Here is a 16,580-nt window from a genome sequence, read left to right as displayed (position 1 = left end):
TGATAGAATTACCATCGTGGCTGCTTTTGATATATTACTTAAAAATCGGCTATTCGTTGCCGTTTGATCATACCGTTCGATCCGGAGATCGATCTTTTGCGAGTGGCAAAATATTCGCAGCTGAATTACAGACATATCCGTGTTATAATTACTCGATCCGGCCGTCGAAACGAGCCAAAACACGCCCGGTTTTTGCGGCTCGCAAAAAACGATCCCGGCGATCGGTCGGGCGTTTGCGGGGGGATCCGCCGGTCCTCATTCGTGGAGGCCGATGAGTCGCCGAACGGGCGACCGAGACGGAACGAACGACGTCATAAACTGGCACTGCACGGAACCACGGAACGCTCCACGCTCGACGTGCTCGGACGGAGACCGACGGCGGGAGGCGGAAGTCGAGACGACTCCGACCCGACTACGCGAGCCGGTCAGCCAACAGCTCGAAGCACTCGTCCATCACGGCGACGCCGCGGTCGAGCTCGTCGTCGTCGATGACCAGCGGCGGATTGATGCGGATGGTGTTCCCGTTCCAGCCCTGTCCGGCCGGCAGGATCAGTCCGCGATCGATCGCGTCTCGACGAAGGTCGAGGCTGTGTTCCTTCGCGAGCGGGGATCCGTCGTCCGGGTCGATGAGGTCCACGCCGACCAACAGGCCGCGGCCGCGGATCTCCCCGACGAACGGATACCGCGACTGCAGGTCGTGCAGCTGGTCGAGGAGGTACTCGCCGGCCTCGGCCGCGTTCCCGGCGAGGTCCTCCTCCTCGAAGACGTCGAGGCTGGCGAGCCCGGCGGCGGTCGCGACCGGGTTCCCGCCGAACGTCGAGAAGTAATCCATGCTCTCGAAGGCGTCCGCGACCTCGGGCGTCGCGATCGTCGCGCCGATCGGCATCCCGCCGCCGAGGGCCTTCGCCGTGGTCATCACGTCCGGCTCGACGTCGTAGTGGTCGATCCCGAACGGCTTCCCGGTCCGACCGAATCCCGTGATCACCTCGTCGGCGATGAAGAGGATGCCGTGCTCGTCACAGATCTCCTTGATGCGCTTGAAGTACCCCTCCGGCGCCGGGATGTTGCCCGCCGTCCCGAACATCGGTTCGGCGATGAAGGCCGCGACGTCCGAGACCTGATACTCGAGGATGTACTCGAGGATCTCCGCGTACTCGGCGCCGGTCTCGGGCTCCCCGCCCGGGAACTCCTCGCAGTTGTAGGAGGGAACGTGGGTGACCGACGGGAGGAACGGACCGAACCCCTCCCGATACCCCGACCAGCCGACGAGCGACCGCGCGCCGTACGTCCGGCCGTGAAAGGCCTCCCCGAGGGCGAGAAACTCGTGATTGCCCGTGGCGCGACGGGCGAGCGTGAGCGCGACCTCGACGGCCTCCGACCCGGAGTTGACGAAGTACGACCGCTCGAGGTCGCCGGGCGCCACCTCGGCGAGGCGTTCGGTGAGTCGCCTGCTCGGCTCCGTCGGGAAGTCGTAGGCGCTGAAGTTGAGCCGCTCGGTCTGTTCGCTCACCGCCGAGACGACCTCGGGATGCGAATAACCGTGGGACATCGCCGCGTGCTGGGCGAAGAAGTCGACGTACTCGTTCCCGTCGGCGTCGACCACCGTCGCTCCGTGTCCCTCGACGAGCTCCGGCGTCTCCTCGCCGATGAATCGCGATACCGCTGGCATGAACTGCCCGCTCTGTGACCCCATATCAACCTCCGACACGAACCACCTATATAAATATTTCTGAGAAATCCCGACGGGATGGCTCCCGAGCCGGCGCCACGTCCCGCCAGCCGGGAATCCGGCGTTACGTCTCTCGCCGGCCAGGGGCCGCATCACACCCCGCCGGTCAGGGGCGGCGTTACGTCTCGCCGGCAAGGAACCGACGGCACGCCGACGCGATCACGTCGCCCGCGGCGAGGACGTCGTCCCACTCGATCGACTCGTTCGGGAAGTGGGCCTGGTCGATGGTCCCGGGACCGAAGATGACCGTCGGGATCCCGGCCTCGATGTAGAACCGCGAGTCGGAGCTGTACGTCTTCCCGACCGGATCGACGTCCTCGTACCCTGCCTCACCCAGCGCCGACTGCATCGCGCGAACGATGGGTGCGTCCGGGTCCTGCTCGGAGGGTTCGAAGTGGATCGAGCGGCGCTCGAACGAGGGGGGATGCGCCGACAGCCACTCGTTTTCGGCCACGACCGCCTCGAGGCGGTCCTCGTACTCCCGTTCGACCTCGGCGAGCGTCTCGCCCGGGAGGAACCCGATCCGGAACTGCGCCGTGGCGGTCGCCGGCACGTTCGAGACCCAGTCGCCGACCTGCGCCGTCCCGACGTTCATCGGACAGTTGATCGGGTAGTCGTAGAGGGGATGCTCGAGCCGGTCGTGCCGTTCGGCCTCGAGGTCGCGGAGCGCCCGGTGGATCCGCTCGAAGTGAACGAGGGCCGATTCGCCGCGCCAGCGCGTGGCCGCGTGGGCCGACCGGCCGTGGACCGTCAACTCCTTCATCAGGACGCCCGCGGTCGCGGTGACCACGTCGAAGTCCGTCGGCTCCGTCACGATCGCGGCGTCACGCTCGAAGGGATACGGGTTCGAGAGCGCGGCCGCGGGCGCGGCGATGCCGCCCTCCTCCTCGCCGGTGACGCTCTCGACGACGAGCCGTCCGTCGAGGTCGTCCCGATGCTCGTCGTGGAGCCACTTCGCGACGAAGACCAGCAGCGCGAGGTTGGTCTTCATGTCGGCCGCCCCGCGGGCGGTGAGCGTCCCGTCCTCCCAGTGCGGCTCGAAGGGATCGGTCTCCCAGGACGACTCGTCGACCGGGACGACGTCGACGTGGCCGTTCAACACCACCGTCGGCCCCGCGTCCGGGTCGCCGAACTCGAGGACGCCGGCGACCCCGGGCCGGTCCGCGGCGTCGATCTCCGCGGCCGCGGGAAACGAGTCGATCGTCGCGAGCGCCTCGGCGTCGACGTCCCATCGATACGTCTCGAACCCCAGGTCGGCTAACCGGTCCTCGAACCAGTTCTGTGCCGCCAGTTCCTGGCCGCTCGTCGATCGGAATCGAAGCAACTCCTCGGTGAACCGCTCGAGGTCCTCGCCGTACACGCTGGCAAACGATCTCACACCACGGCGATCGCTACCCGGGGAGATATACCTTTCCACGTGGTCGACGTTTCCACGCGGTCGACGTTTCCACGCAGTTGATGTTTTCACGTGGTCGATGTGTCCACGTGGCCGACGTTTCCACGCGGTCGGTGGTCCTCACTTCTCGGTCGGGTCCCCGTTTCGGAACGGATCGGCCCCCGAAACCCGCTCGCCCGATTCGGAGCGGTCCCCGGGTGCGGGATAGTCGCCGGTCTGCAGGTTCACTTCGATCACGTTGGCGACGCTCAACAGCCGCTCCGGGACGGTCCGAGTGAATCGGTCGCCCTGGAGGCGGCTCCGCGGCGCGGAGAAGCTTATCGCACCCACGGGCGCGTCGTCCTCGTCGAGTATCGGTGCGCCGACGGCCCGGATGCCGCGGATCTCCTCCTCGTCGTTCAGCGCGTACCCGCGCTCGCGGACGGTCTCGAGCGCCGACCGGAGGGTCTCACGGTCGGTGATCGTCTCCTCCGTCGCCGGTTCGAGGCCGTGTTCCGCGATGATCTCGTCGACGCGCTCGGAGGGGTAGTGTGCCAGCAGCGCCTTTCCCGCGGCGTGATTGTGGAGGTAGTGCGGCGGGATCGTCCGGGACCGAACGTGATAGCTGGTGCCGACGGCGTTGTCGCCGAAGGCCTCGTAGATGAACACGCTCAGTCCGTTGTTCTCGACGAGCAGGTGTGCACACTCGCCGGTTTCGTTCGCGAGGTCGTCGAGTTCCGGCCGTGCCGCCTGATACAACGGGGTGTGGTGCTTGACGAACTCGCCGAACGGGACCAGCTGCGGGCCCAACCGATAGGTCGTTCCCTCCTTGACGACGAGCCCGTACTCCCGGAGGGTCGCGAGGTGTGTGTGAACCGCACCGACCGACAGGCCGACGTGATCGCTCAACTCGGAGACGGAGAACCCGTCCCTGGTACGCATGGCCTGGAGGATCTCGCAGGTACGCTGCACCGCTCCGATACGACGGCTGTCCGATCGGTCGGGCATACGAACGCGAACGGGTCGCGCCGACGTAAGTTTTGTGAGCGTCAAAACATTGGGCGTGGGAGTCGAAGCGCCGAACGAAGTCGAAACGCCGGACGAGAACGATCGCCCGTCGCGAGGCGACGGTCCCGGCGCGACGGGACAACAACATTTATTAAGGGTTGCCACAACTTGTGCCTATGTCGTTTGATACCAACGATGTCACGCGGCGTGACGTAATGCGAACCGCAGCCGCCGGCGGGGCGATCGGACTCGCCGGCTGTATGGGCGGCAACGGCGGAAACGGCGAGGACGTGAACCCGGCTGATCTCGAGGTGCCGCCGAGCGACCTGGAGGACAACGTCAACGTCTGGAACTGGTACGACGGCTGGGTCGACTGGGCCGTCGAGGAGTTCGAGAGCGAGTACGACACCTCCGTCTCGACGGCGGCGTACTCGAACCCGAGCGAGTGGTACACGCAGCTGGAGGCCGGCAACGAGGAGATCGACAGCATCTCGGCGACGAGCGCCTGGGTCGTCCGGTCGATGAACAACGACTTCCTCCATCCCCTGCCGGCCGAGCAGATGGAGGGATGGGAGGCGCTGAACGACCTCGCTCGCTCGGACGCCGAGGAGTACTACTCGGCGGACGGCAACATCTACGCGATCCCCGAGACGATCGTCGCGCACCCGCTCACCTACAGCACGGACTACTTCGACGAGGACCCGGGCTCGTGGGACGTGCTCTGGGAGTCGGACCTCGAAGGGATGGTCAGCATGCAGGACTGGGGCGAGGTCGCCTGCCGCGTCGCCGCGATGTACACGGGCCAGGACCCGAACGACCCGGACGACTTCGACGAGCTCGAGGAGGTCCTCATCCAGCAGAAGGACCTCAACAACACCTACTGGCAGGACCACTCCACCGTCCTCCAGATGTTCGAGAACGACGAGATCGTCGCCGCCGTCTACACGGACGGCCGCACCTACGACGGCCGGTTCAATCAGGGCATTCCCCTCGGGATGTCGAACACCCAGGAGGGATTCATGTACACCTACGACACGTTCGTGATCCCGCAGGGCGCGCCGAACCCGCGGGCGGCGGTCGCCTGGACCGACTTCGGGTCCAAGCCCGCAAACGCCGCGCAAAAGGCGCCGACGATGGGATACGTGGCTCCGATCGACAGTCTCGAGGAGGAGCTGTCGGATCAGCTCTCCGAGGAGGAGCTCGAGTTCCTGCAGTGGCCCCAGACGATGTCGGACAACGCGATGTTCATCGAGCCGCTCTCGGACGAACTGCGCGAGCAGTTCGACCAGATCTGGACCAACGTCAAGGCCGCCTGAACCGCCACAGGCGCGGTGGGCCGTGGCTTCCGCTGGATCGACGCCGCCGAACTCGAGGGTAGCGATCTCCGTCCCGGAGGTCGCGTAACGACCCATTCTTTTTATACACCATCGACGTTTCGGAGAGGATCGTGCGGGGAGCGGATTCCTCCGTCCGCCAAAGCCGAACGGGACCGATCCTGATCGAGGCTCATCGTCTGTAACTGATCCAGCTATGGTTCGGACATATCGATCCGGCGTTGGGCCGATGTCCGGCACGGGTCACGCCACGACGGCGATCGCTCCCCGGAAGCGTCGGCCACCCCTCCGGCCCCGATGGGCTCGTCCGGTTTCGGGGCCCCCGCCCGGCCGGATGGAACACAAATTTTATAACTCATCATAGGCACCGTCAGGGTATGCCGTTTGATCACAATATTACCGGCCGGCGAGACGTCATTCGGGCGTCCGCCGACGACGGCTCCGGTACGTCGAGCATCGGATCGACCCGCCAGTGTGCCCGTCCGTCCGTGCCGACGACCGGGGTAGCATGCCCGGGCCACGCCGGGACCGAGTGCTCGGGACGCGCACCGACCATCCGCCGCCCACGGTACACGTAGTATGTCGGTCCTCACGATATCCGACCTCCGAAAGGAGTTCGGCGATCTGGTCGCGGTCGACGACGTGAACTTCGCGGTTGACGACGGGGAGTTCGTCTCCATCCTCGGCCCGTCGGGATCGGGCAAGTCGACCATCCTCCGAATGATCGCGGGCTTCGAGACGCCGACGGCCGGAACGATCGAGATCGAGGGCGAGAACGTCACCGCCGCCCCGCCGTTCGACCGCGAGGTGAACATGGTGTTCCAGAGCCTCGCGCTGTTCCCGCACCTCACGGTCGCCGAGAACATCGGCTACGGCCTCGTCGAGAGCGGCGTGCCCGAGGACGAGCGCCGAGAGCGGATCGCGGAGATGCTGGAGGTCGTCGAGCTCTCGGGGTATCAGGACCGGAACATCGACCAGCTCTCCGGCGGGGAACAACAGCGCGTCGCGCTCGCGCGGGCGATCGTTAACGAGCCCAAGATCGTCCTCTTCGACGAGCCGCTGGCGAGCCTCGACCGGAAGCTGCGCCAGCATATGCAGTTCGAGCTCCAGCGGATCCAGGAGGAGACCGGGATCACCTTCCTGTACGTCACCCACGACCAGGAGGTCGCGATGGCGGTCTCCGACCGGATGCTCGTGCTCAACGACGGGGAGATGGAACAGCTCGACAGCGTCGAGACCATCTACGACAAACCCGCATCGAAGTTCGTCGCGCAGTTCATCGGCGACATCAACCTCGTTCCGGCATCCATCGTCGAGGCGAACGGGACCGACGTGACCGTCGACTCGCGGGGCAACCGGATCCACGTTTCGGACGCCGCCGGGCGATGCGTCGACGCGGTCTCGCTGGAGGAAGGCGCCGACGTCTCGGTGGGCATCAGGCCGACGGGGATCACGCTGGGCGACCCCGACCGCGAGGACGTGTTCTCGGTGCGCGGCGAGATTCAGAACCGTGGGTACGCCGGGGATGAAACGGTCTACACCATCGACACGGAGTACGGGTCATTCACCGCGAACACCGAGGACCGTTCCTATGACATCGGCGACGACGTCACCGTTTGGTGGCCCGCCGACGAGGTGTACCTCTTCGCGCCGGAGACGGAGACGGCGTCGGTCTCGGACGGCGGAGGTGAGCCGTGAGCGTCGCGAACCGCGGTCGTCAGGTGCTCGAGTCGGGCGCCGAATACGTCCGCGAACACCGCCGGGCCCGTCTCGGGCTGCTCGTCGGCATTCCGGCCTCGGTGCTCGTGGCGTTCTTCATCCTGCCGTTGCTGACGATGGCGTGGATGTCCTTCCTCGCGGACATGCCGCCAGCGCCGTTGACCCTGGAACACTACATCCGGATCTTCACCGGCGACACGTATATTACGGTCCTGTGGCGAACGGCGGTGCTCACCGTACAGTCGACGATCATCGTCGTCGTCCTCGGCTACGTGCTGGCCTACAGCATCGCCCGCTTTACGAAGCGCGCGACGATCGTCCTGCTGTTGATCATCCTTCCGTTCTGGACGAACTACATCGTCCGGATGTACGCGCTCATCAACATCTTCCAGAGCGGCGGCGTGCTGGACACCGTGATGATCCTGGTGGGGCTCGCGAACGAGCCCAGCGGGATCATGTACTCGCACACGGCCGTGCTCATCGGGCTGGCGTACGTGTGGCTCCCCCTGGCGACGTTCCCGTTCTACGCCTCGTTGACGAACATGGATGGCGACCTGATCGACGCCTCGAAGGACCTCGGGGCCGGGCCGATCAAGACGTTCCTCCGTGTGACACTCCCGATGACGAAGAACGGCGTCATCGCGGGGATCGTCCTCGTGGCGATCCCGGCGTTCGGGTCGTTCATCACGCCCGCCCTGCTCGGCGGGACGAACGTGTTGATGGTCGGAATGGTCATCGAACAGCAGTTCGCGGCCTCGTTCAACTGGCCGTTCGGGTCGGCGCTCGGGATGGTCGTCACCGTCGGCGTCGTGCTCCTCATTGGGGTCGGATCGTGGTTGGGTGCCGGCGGCAAGCTCGCCGGAGGTGGTGACGAATGAGCGCGCTCAATACGCTTGAGGGGTTCATCCACCGACACGGAGACCGCATCGGTCGCGGCCTGATGGTCCTCATCCTCACGCTCATCTGGATCCCGATCGGCGTGGTGGTGCTGATGTCGTTCGCCGGCGAGGGGGTCCTCTCGTTCCCGCCGGAGACGTACACCGTACGGTGGTACGCCGAGGTGTTGAATAACGACGACGCCATCAGCGCCACGCTGACGTCGCTGCGTGTCAGCCTCGTCGCCACGCCGATCACGGTCCTGATCTCGCTCCTCGCGGCCTACGGCGTCGCGCGATACGACTTCCGCGGGAAGAACGCCCTGCAGGCGCTGCTCACGCTCCCGATCATCGTCCCGCTCGTCGTGACGGGCGTCGCGATGACGCTGTTCTTCGGGAACATCAACCTCTCCTCGGGGTTCACGACGGTCGTGATCGCACACATCGTCCGAACCGTGCCGTTCGCCGCCCTGATCATCATCCCGACGGTGATCGGCTTCGACCGGACGCTCGAGGAGGCTTCGAAGGACCTCGGCGCGAGCGAGCTCCGGACGTTCCGGCGGGTGACGCTCCCGAACATCATGCCGGGGGTCATCGCCGGCGGGCTCCTCGCGTTCACCGTCTCGTTCAACGAGTTCGTCTACACCTACTTCGTTCGGGATACGGCCACGCAGACGCTCCCGGTCTACCTGTGGGGACTGATCCGGTACGGGTTCAGCCCCGAGGTGAACGTCATCAGCGTGCTGTTCCTGCTGTTGGCGGCCGGGATCCTGCTCGTGGCGGTGTCGCTCACCGGACTCAAACAGGTCATCCTCCGCGGCTGACCGCCGCGGGACCGTCCCTCTCGGTTCGTCCTCCCGTTGCGGTTGCTCTCGGTTCGTCGTTGCTCCCGTTTTGCGGTTTCCCTCGGCTCGCGGTTTCTCGCCGACGGGGCCCGTCGTCCGTGGGATCGGGCCCGACTCACCTCAGTCCCCTGGGATCGAGCCCGACTCGCCTCAGTCCCGTATCGGGACGTTGAGCACCGTCGGACCGCGTTCGTCGATCGCCGCGGCGAGTTCCTCCTCCAGGGCCTCGCGGCCGACGACGTCGACGCCGGTGGCGCCGTGACTCTCGGCGTTGGCGGCGAAGTCGATGTGGGGATCGAAGTCCATCGCGGTGAAGCCGTAGTCCTCCTCGGACCCGCCGAGGACGCGCATCGTGTTGTCCTTGAGGATCCGGTAGTTCGCGTTGTTGGCGACGACCACGGTGAGGTCGACGTCGTGTCTGACCGCCGAGTAGATCGTGTTCGGGTAATAGAGGTAGGAGCCGTCGCCGATGACGCCGATCACCGGGCGGGGATCCTCGCGGTCGTTCTCGGCGATCGCCACGCCGACCGACGCCGGGAGCCCGTACCCGAGGCCGCCGGATTTGTTCCCGTGGAGCTGCTCCGGGCCGAGGCCGAACTCGGAGAAGACGGCCCGCCGGGTGGTGACGCTCTCGTCGACGAGCCGGGCGTCGGGCGCGACCGACCGGATCCCGTCGATGAGCCCCGCCTTCGAGAGCCGGCCGTCGGACTCCGGCCCCGCCGAGGTCGATTCGGCGGGTCGGTCGCGCTTCGTTGCCCGAACGGCCTCGAGCCGACGCTCGCGCTCGGCGTCGGTGACGCGGGAGTCGACCGCATCCGCGAGCGCGCCGAGCGTCGCCTCGATCTCGCCGACCAGGCTCACGTCCGCGGGGTCGTTCTTCCCGAGCTCCCAGGTGTCGACGCCGACGTCCACGACGGTCGTCTCCGGCCCGACGACCGGGTCCGTGAACCCGAGCGTCGGCGTGTTGGTCGAGCAGCCGATCCGGACGAGCACGTCGGTGTCGTTGACGCTCCGCATCCCGTCCGCGGTCGCTCCCGAGACGGCCACCCACTGGTCGTGCTCCATCGGGAAGGCGACGTTGGACTGCAGGATCTCGCCGTAGACCGCCGCGCCGGCCGCCTCCGCGAATCGGGTTGCCTCCTCGACGGCGTCCGAGCCGGCCCAGGCGATCTGGTCGCCGACCACCACCGTCGGCGCCCCGTCAGCGTCGACGATCGCGTCGGCGGCTCGCTCGAGGTCGTGAGCGTCGGCCATCCCGAGCGACGGCGGGGGAGTCAGGGGGGCAACCGGCGCGTCGGTCTCGTCCAAGAGGACGTCGAGCGGCAGCGCGAGGAACACCGGTCCCGTCGGCGGCGTGAGCGCGACCTTGAACGCGCGCCGGAGCATCTCCGGCAGCGATCCGACCCGCTTCACCTCGGCGCTCCACTTCGTGAACTGGTCGGTCATCTCCACGAGGTCGCCGTGGAGGATCGGCTCCTGGTGCTGGACGTCGGTCCGGTGACAGCCGGCGGTGACCACGAGCGGGGCGTTCGAGACGCTGGCGGCGTAGAGGTTGCCGAGTCCGTGGGCCATCCCGGGCGCCACGTGGAGGTTGACGACGCCGACCGGGAGGCTCTCGTCGGACCGGACGGCGTCGCCGATCGCCGAGCCGACGCGGTCACGCCGGCTGCAGGCGTACCCGGAGGCCATCCCGACGGCGACGTCCTCCTGGAGTCCCAGCCTGTACTCGATGTCCGTCCCGTCGATCGCCTCCATGATCGGGACCTCGGTCGTTCCGGGGTTCCCGAAGAGATACTCGGCGCCGTACGATGCCATCGCCTCGACGAAATACTCCGCTCCTGATCGGGTCATACGGGGCTGGCTGTATGAGATGGCCCCGCCGTTAATTAGCTATCGCTTGAACTGGATTCGATAGCGCTCCCGATGGGTCGTTCCGAATCCGATGATCGTCGCACCGACAGAACTAATCCCCAGGCCGTGGGGTGTGGGGGTATGGACCATTCCATCGAGATCGATCCGGATCGGTTCCGACGCAGCTTCGAGGAGTATTCGGCGATCGGCGCCACCGATAACGACGGTCTCCACCGGTTGACCCTCACCGACGAGGACGCCGCGGTCCGCGACCTGTTCGTCTCGGATCTGGAGTCGCTCGGGCTTGAGGTGACGATCGACGAGATGGGGAACGTCTTCGGGCGGCGCCCCGGAACGGACCCGGACGCCGACCCGGTCATGATCGGATCACACCTCGACTCCCAGCCGAAGGGCGGCCGGTTCGACGGCCAACTCGGCGTGTTGGTCGCGCTGGAGACGATGCGCGCACTCGAGGACGCCGGGATCGAGACCGACCGCCCCGTCGAGATCGTGAACTGGACGAACGAGGAGGGCTCCCGGTTCGAGAACCCGCTACTGGGAAGCAGCGTCTTCATCGGCAACACCTCGCTGGAGGAGGCCTACGATCTCACCGACGACGACGGGATCCGGTTCGAGGACGAACTCGAACGCATCGGGTACAAGGGCGACGCGCCGTGTGAGGCGCGGCCGATCCACTCCTTCCTCGAGCTGCACATCGAACAGGGCCCCTACCTCGAGGAACACGGGAACGCCGTCGGCGTCGTCGAGGGCGTCTACGGAATGGCGTGGCTCCAGGCCACGATCCACGGCCACGCCGACCACGCCGGCCCGACGCCGATGCACACGCGGACCGACGCGCTGACGGCCGCCGCGAAGGCGATCCGGGAGGTCGAATCGCTCCCGCTCCGGCTCTCGGAGGACGCGGTCGCGACCGTCGGCCGGATCGACGTCGAGCCCGACTCGATCAACGTCATCCCGAGCCGAGCGGACTTCACGATCGACGTCCGGAGCTACGACGACGACGTCGTGGACCGCGCGATCGAGGAGGCCGAGTTCGAGGTCGCGACCGCCGCCGACCGGGCGGGCGGCGAGTACGACTTCGAGCAGATCTGGCGCATCCCGCATACGGAGTTCTCCCCGTCCGTCGCGGACGCGGCGGCCGCGGCCGCCGAGGCGGTCGACGCCTCCTACGAGCGGATGGTCTCGGGCGCCGGCCACGACGCGAAGTACCTCAACGAGATCACCGACACCGCGATGCTGTTCGTGCCGAGCGCCGACGGAAACACCCACAACGAGGCGGAGTTCACGCCCTGGGAGGACTGCGTCACCGGCGCGCGAACGTTCGCGGAGGCGACCCGCCGACTGGCAACCGAGTAAGCGGAGGCGGCACGTCGCTCCCCGGTCGTGCCAAGCGAGACGTCGACTGCAACCGACGTCAGCGTGCGTCCGCGACCGCCTCGCGGAGGTCCCGCGTCGCCGCACCGGGGTCCTCCGCGGCGGTGATCGCGGAAATGACGGCGACACCGGCCGCGCCGGCCGCGACTACCGGTGCGGCGTTGTCGGCGTCGATCCCGCCGATCCCGACGACCGGGATCGGGACCGCCGCGGCGATCTCGCGGACGCGCTCGGGCCCGATCCCGTCCTTTCGGTCGGCGACCGCCTTCGAATCGCTCCCGTAGACCGCGCCCACGCCCAGATAGTCCGCGCCCGCCTCGGCGGCCGCGGTCGCCTCCGCGACCGTCGAGGCCGAGCAGCCGACGATCGCCGACGGACCGAGCCGCTCCCTGGCGACGCCGACGGGCAGGTCCGATTGGCCGAGGTGGACGCCGTCGGCGTCGACGGCGGCGGCGAGGTCGATCCGGTCGTTGACGATGAACGCGACGTCGGTCCCCGCGGTCCGGTCCCGGAGCCGCCGTCCCAGCCGGTAACGTTGGCGGGCGTCGACGCCCTTCTCACGGAGCTGGATCGCGTCGATCCCCGCCTCGATCGCCGCCTCGGCGATGGCCGTCGACTCGCGGCCGGCGGATCGGTTCCGCTGCGTCAGGAGGTACGTGCGCCACTCCGCGGGTGGTTTCGGCTCGACGGTCCCGTTCGATCCGGACGTTCCCGACGACATCGGGTCGCGGTACGCGGTCGACGCCCTTCGGCGTTCCGGCACGAGGCCCGGACAGCGCTCCGGTACGGCGCCGATCGGCGTTCCGGCACAAGACCCAAGACGATTCCGGCCGAACCGGACGTATGGACACCTCCATCGACGTCGACCCGCCGGCCGACGGGAGCGGCTCGTCGGTCGGCGGGGCCGACCCGTCGGGGCCCTCCGCCGACCGGTCCCGGGTCGGAATGAACGGCCGGCTGTTCGCGGTGCGGGCCTTCGCGGTCGCCGCGGTCGCGCTCGGCGTCGGCGGCTTCCTCGGTGGGCTCGTCCCGATCGTCGGCGGGACGCTGGGGCGGGCGGTCGGGGTCGCCGGCGCGGCGTTCCTGCTCGGCGCGCTCCTCGCCGACCGCCGGTACGTCGAGACGGCCCTGGCCGGGATCGTCGTGGGCGCCGCCACCTCCCTGCTCGGGCTGCTCACCGTCGGCTTCCTGCCGGTCGGCGTGCGGTTCCTCGGTGAGTACGGGGTCGGCGTGGCCGGCTTCGGCGCGCTCCTCGGGCTGGTCCTCGCGGTCGTCGGCTATTACTTCGGCCGCGACCTGCGCGACGGGTTGACGCGCGAGGTCGGCGCCTGAGCGGTTACCGAACGACGAACCGGTCGCCGTCGCGCGCGAGCAGTCCCGCCCCGCGGAGCCGGGCGAGCGCGTCCTCGGCCACGTCGGGCGGGGATCCGACCTCCGCGGCGACCGACTCCGGGGTGCCGTCCGTCTCGACGACCGCCGCGATGACCTCGGCGTAGAAGCGGCTGTCCGCCTCGAGGCCGAACCGGTCGTCGATCCGCGAGAGGACCGCCTCGATGCGGCCGTGCACCCATCGCTGTGCCAGCGACAGCTCCCGGTCGAGCTCCCGCAGCCGGTCGTACTCCATCGCCAGGTCGGCCAGGTCGGTCGGCTCCTCGAGATCCTGGAGGTCGGCCGGATCGTCCGGACGTCCGGTCTCGGAGCCGCCCGTGCGGTCGTCCACGTCGCCGTCGAGTGCCTCCCGGTCCGGTCGGTCGATCTCGATGGAGAGATGGGGACACCGTCCCGACATGTCGAGCCCGGGATTGGCCGGATAGGCGCTCTTGGCCCCGAAGCCGTACGGCGAGACGTTCACCTCGAGCCGGAGGCTCCGGGAGATGCGGAAGTACTTGCGTCGTTTCTCGTCCGTGGTCGACTCGATCAGGCCGGCCTCCTCCAGCTTCCGGAGGTGGTCGATGACGGCCTTCGGGCTGACCCCGAGGTACTCGGATATCTCCGTCACGTAACAGGATTTCCGGGAGAGCAGCCGAAGGATGCGTCGGCGGTTCTCGTTACCGAGGAGATCGAGCAACACCGCGGAGTCCATTGACGTGAGGTTAGCGATAGCCATATATAAATGCACGCATCGGGATCCGCGACCGGAGTCCGGGAGTCGTCGGTTCCCGGAGGTCGGTCACCGCCCCGTCCCCTCGTCGCCGGAGGCCGCGATCGGGTCCAGATCCGTCCGTTCGTCGACGTACGCCGCGACCTCGCGGGCGATCCCCTCGTCCATCGGGGGACGGTCGTAGGACTCCTGCAGCTCCCGGACCCGGTCGGTCGCGGACTCGAACGCGGATCGCGCCCCGTCGTCGGCCCACGCCTCGTGGGACCGCTTGTCGACGACCGCCGACCGGTGGAACTGCGGGTCGGTCGCCGACTCGGGTTCGAGGTCCTCGAGGAAGTGTCCGCCCGGCTCGACCGCGGCGAGCCGGTCCAGCGAGAGCGTCTCCGCGTCGACCCGGATGCCGTCGCGGAGCCGGTCGACCGCCCGGAGCGTCTCGCAATCGAGGACGAACTTCTCCGGGGAGACGGCCGAGTAGGACTCGAGGACGCCAGCCGCGTTGAGGACGAAGTCGACCCCGCCGAGCGCGGTGGCGGTCCCCACGAGCGTCGATTCGAAGCCGCTCTGGTGGTCGACCCGCTTGGCGTCCGAGAGGCTCCCGCCGCCGCGGGAGGGCAGCCCGTAATGGGCGGCCATCCGGCCGGCGAAGGCGGCGAACAGCGCCGACTCGGGGCCGCCGATCGACAGCGACCCGTACCGGTCGTCGACGACCGCCGACGGGACGCCGTAGACGACCGGGGTTCCCGGCGCCACCAGCTGCGCCAGCGTGATCGCCGCGAGGTTCTCCGCGTTCGCCTGCGCCATCGCGGCCGCCAGCGTCGGCGGGCCGGAGGCGCCCGCCATCGTGAACGAGGAGACCACGAGCGGCTGGCGGCGGTCCGCGTAGGCCAACAGCCCCGCGAGCATTTCCGTCCCGATCCGCCGCGGCGGTACCGTGTTGATCAGCCCGGCGACCACCGGCCGCGACAGGTCCGGATCGTCGGTCGCGATCCCCACGAGTTCGAGCCCCTCGCGGGCGCGCTCGGCGCCGTAGGTCGGCCCGAGGACCGGTTTATCCGACAGCGTCAGCGACCGCTCGAGCATCGCCAGGTGGCGATCGCTGCGTTCGACGTCGGCGGGCTGACAGAGGTGATAGCCCGCACAGGTGATGACGTCGGTCGCCTGCGCGAGCCGCGTGAGCCGTTCGTAGTCGGCGAGCCGGGCGTCGCGTCGCCCGTCGGCCGCCGTGTGGATCGTCGCGGGGCCGTAGCCCGGAGCCCGGACCGGCGGCCCCTCGCCCCCGACGACGACGTCGTTGTCCGGGTTCCGAGCGTGGAGCGTGAACGACGCCGGCGCCCGATCGACCGCTTCGGCAACGAGATCGCCCGGGATCCGGACGATGTCGTCCGCGTCGACCGTGGCGCCGTGGTCCCGCAACACCGCGCGGGCCCGCTCGTGGTCCAGCTGGACGCCGAGCTCCTCGAGGACGCGGATCGACGCCTCGTGAACGGCCTCGATCCCCGCCTCGCCGAACGGGTCGATCGACATCCCGGCCGACGGCCCTGTCTTGAAACGCGACACTGTCAACACGTTTTCAACAGCGACTTATAAGGGTTTACGAGGCCCCATCCGTTCGATTCGAATATCCGATTGAGGACGCCTCTATTCCCCGATATCAGGACGAATCCGGCTGGATCGAGTATTGGAACGCATCGTTCAACGACGTGATTGATATCTGGTATTTTGTGGATGGGGTTCGACGTCGGGTCGGCTCACGACGAGCGAACGGTACGTATATGGACCGGGAGGCTCGATCCGGGAGCGTATGAAGCGACTCGTCAGCACCGACGACGCTCCCGCCGCGGTCGGCGCGTACAGCCAGGCGACGACGAACGGCGACCTCCTGTTCACGGCCGGACAGCTCCCCCTGACGCCGGAGGGCGAACTGCTGGACGACGAGCCGGTCTCGGTCCAGACCGAGCGCTGTCTCGCCAACGTCGAGGCGATCCTCGAGTCGGAGGGACTCGGCCTCGAGGACGTGCTCAAGACGACGATCTACCTCGACGACATCGACGATTTCGAGGAGATGAACGAGACCTACGGCGCTCGCTTCGAGGACGAGCCCCCGGCCCGGAGCGCGGTCGAGGTCGGCAACGTTCCGAAGGGCGCGGCCCTCGAGATCGAGGTCGTCGCGGACGCGAGCTGAGTCGCGCGACGGCAGCCGAGGAAGTTCCCCCGGAGCTGCCACTCGCTCCCGGGACGCCGACGGCGTGTTCGCGTTCGTCCTACTCCGGTTTCCGCCGTCGATCCCGCTACTCCGGTTTCCGCCGTCGATCCCGCTACTCCAGTTCCGCCGTCGATCCCGCTACTCC

General features: G+C 67.9%; 14 protein-coding genes. 7 read left to right on the top strand and 7 right to left on the bottom strand.

Annotated features, from left to right (window positions below):
* Positions 1-412: 412 nt before the first annotated feature.
* The 3 genes from BLV25_RS02845 to BLV25_RS02835 all read right to left on the bottom strand — a co-directional run bounded on the left by BLV25_RS02845 (position 413) and on the right by BLV25_RS02835 (position 4,112).
* Entirely contained in the window at positions 413-1,693 is a 1,281-nt protein-coding gene (locus BLV25_RS02845) for an aspartate aminotransferase family protein (RefSeq protein ID WP_021073299.1), read from the bottom strand.
* Positions 1,694-1,847: 154 nt separating this feature from the next.
* Positions 1,848-3,107, bottom strand: a complete 1,260-nt coding sequence (locus tag BLV25_RS02840; RefSeq protein ID WP_256335634.1) for a M20 family metallopeptidase — start codon at positions 3,105-3,107, stop codon at positions 1,848-1,850.
* Positions 3,108-3,245: 138 nt separating this feature from the next.
* A complete protein-coding gene (locus BLV25_RS02835) occupies positions 3,246-4,112 on the bottom strand; it encodes an IclR family transcriptional regulator (protein WP_021073297.1) in 867 nt (288 codons plus the stop codon).
* 176 nt (positions 4,113-4,288) lie between these two features.
* Between BLV25_RS02835 and BLV25_RS02830 the strand changes: the two genes are divergently transcribed.
* From BLV25_RS02830 to BLV25_RS02815, 4 genes are all read left to right on the top strand, one after another.
* A complete protein-coding gene (locus BLV25_RS02830; RefSeq protein WP_039400775.1) occupies positions 4,289-5,428 on the top strand; it encodes an ABC transporter substrate-binding protein in 1,140 nt (379 codons plus the stop codon).
* Between the two features lie 597 nt (positions 5,429-6,025).
* Entirely contained in the window at positions 6,026-7,144 is a 1,119-nt protein-coding gene (locus BLV25_RS02825; protein ID WP_021073295.1) for an ABC transporter ATP-binding protein, read from the top strand.
* Positions 7,141-8,043: an ABC transporter permease gene (locus tag BLV25_RS02820; RefSeq protein WP_021073294.1), complete on the top strand. Its 903-nt coding sequence runs from the start codon at positions 7,141-7,143 to the stop codon at positions 8,041-8,043. The genes BLV25_RS02825 and BLV25_RS02820 overlap by 4 nt, the downstream gene beginning before the upstream one ends.
* Positions 8,040-8,864: an ABC transporter permease gene (locus tag BLV25_RS02815; RefSeq protein ID WP_092730665.1), complete on the top strand. Its 825-nt coding sequence runs from the start codon at positions 8,040-8,042 to the stop codon at positions 8,862-8,864. Before BLV25_RS02820 ends, BLV25_RS02815 begins: the two co-directional genes overlap by 4 nt.
* A gap of 171 nt (positions 8,865-9,035) precedes the next feature.
* On the opposite strand, the gene BLV25_RS02810 is transcribed toward BLV25_RS02815, so the two are convergent.
* A complete protein-coding gene (locus BLV25_RS02810; RefSeq protein ID WP_092730663.1) occupies positions 9,036-10,736 on the bottom strand; it encodes a thiamine pyrophosphate-binding protein in 1,701 nt (566 codons plus the stop codon).
* 141 nt (positions 10,737-10,877) lie between these two features.
* Here BLV25_RS02810 and BLV25_RS02805 point away from each other — a divergent pair, with 141 nt between their 5' ends.
* Positions 10,878-12,113: a Zn-dependent hydrolase gene (locus tag BLV25_RS02805; RefSeq protein WP_021073291.1), complete on the top strand. Its 1,236-nt coding sequence runs from the start codon at positions 10,878-10,880 to the stop codon at positions 12,111-12,113.
* 58 nt (positions 12,114-12,171) lie between these two features.
* Here BLV25_RS02805 and thiE read toward each other — a convergent pair whose 3' ends face one another.
* Positions 12,172-12,852, bottom strand: a complete 681-nt coding sequence (gene thiE, locus BLV25_RS02800) for a thiamine phosphate synthase (protein WP_092730772.1) — start codon at positions 12,850-12,852, stop codon at positions 12,172-12,174.
* Between the two features lie 122 nt (positions 12,853-12,974).
* Here thiE and BLV25_RS02795 point away from each other — a divergent pair, with 122 nt between their 5' ends.
* Complete coding sequence (locus tag BLV25_RS02795; RefSeq protein ID WP_092730661.1) at positions 12,975-13,463, top strand: hypothetical protein; 489 nt, start codon at positions 12,975-12,977, stop codon at positions 13,461-13,463.
* A 4-nt stretch (positions 13,464-13,467) separates the two neighbouring features.
* On the opposite strand, the gene BLV25_RS02790 is transcribed toward BLV25_RS02795, so the two are convergent.
* Both BLV25_RS02790 and BLV25_RS02785 read right to left on the bottom strand, forming a co-directional pair.
* Positions 13,468-14,214, bottom strand: a complete 747-nt coding sequence (locus BLV25_RS02790; protein ID WP_092730659.1) for an ArsR/SmtB family transcription factor — start codon at positions 14,212-14,214, stop codon at positions 13,468-13,470.
* 87 nt (positions 14,215-14,301) lie between these two features.
* Positions 14,302-15,789, bottom strand: coding sequence for a trimethylamine methyltransferase family protein (locus BLV25_RS02785; RefSeq protein ID WP_143114375.1), 1,488 nt, complete (start codon positions 15,787-15,789; stop codon positions 14,302-14,304).
* A gap of 244 nt (positions 15,790-16,033) precedes the next feature.
* Between BLV25_RS02785 and BLV25_RS02780 the strand changes: the two genes are divergently transcribed.
* A complete protein-coding gene (locus BLV25_RS02780; RefSeq protein ID WP_021073285.1) occupies positions 16,034-16,414 on the top strand; it encodes a Rid family detoxifying hydrolase in 381 nt (126 codons plus the stop codon).
* The last annotated feature ends 166 nt before the right edge of the window (positions 16,415-16,580 follow it).

The sequence above is a fragment of the Halopenitus persicus genome (genome assembly GCF_900107205.1).
Taxonomy (GTDB): domain Archaea; phylum Halobacteriota; class Halobacteria; order Halobacteriales; family Haloferacaceae; genus Halopenitus; species Halopenitus persicus.
This window is presented reverse-complemented; position numbering and strand designations above follow the sequence as displayed.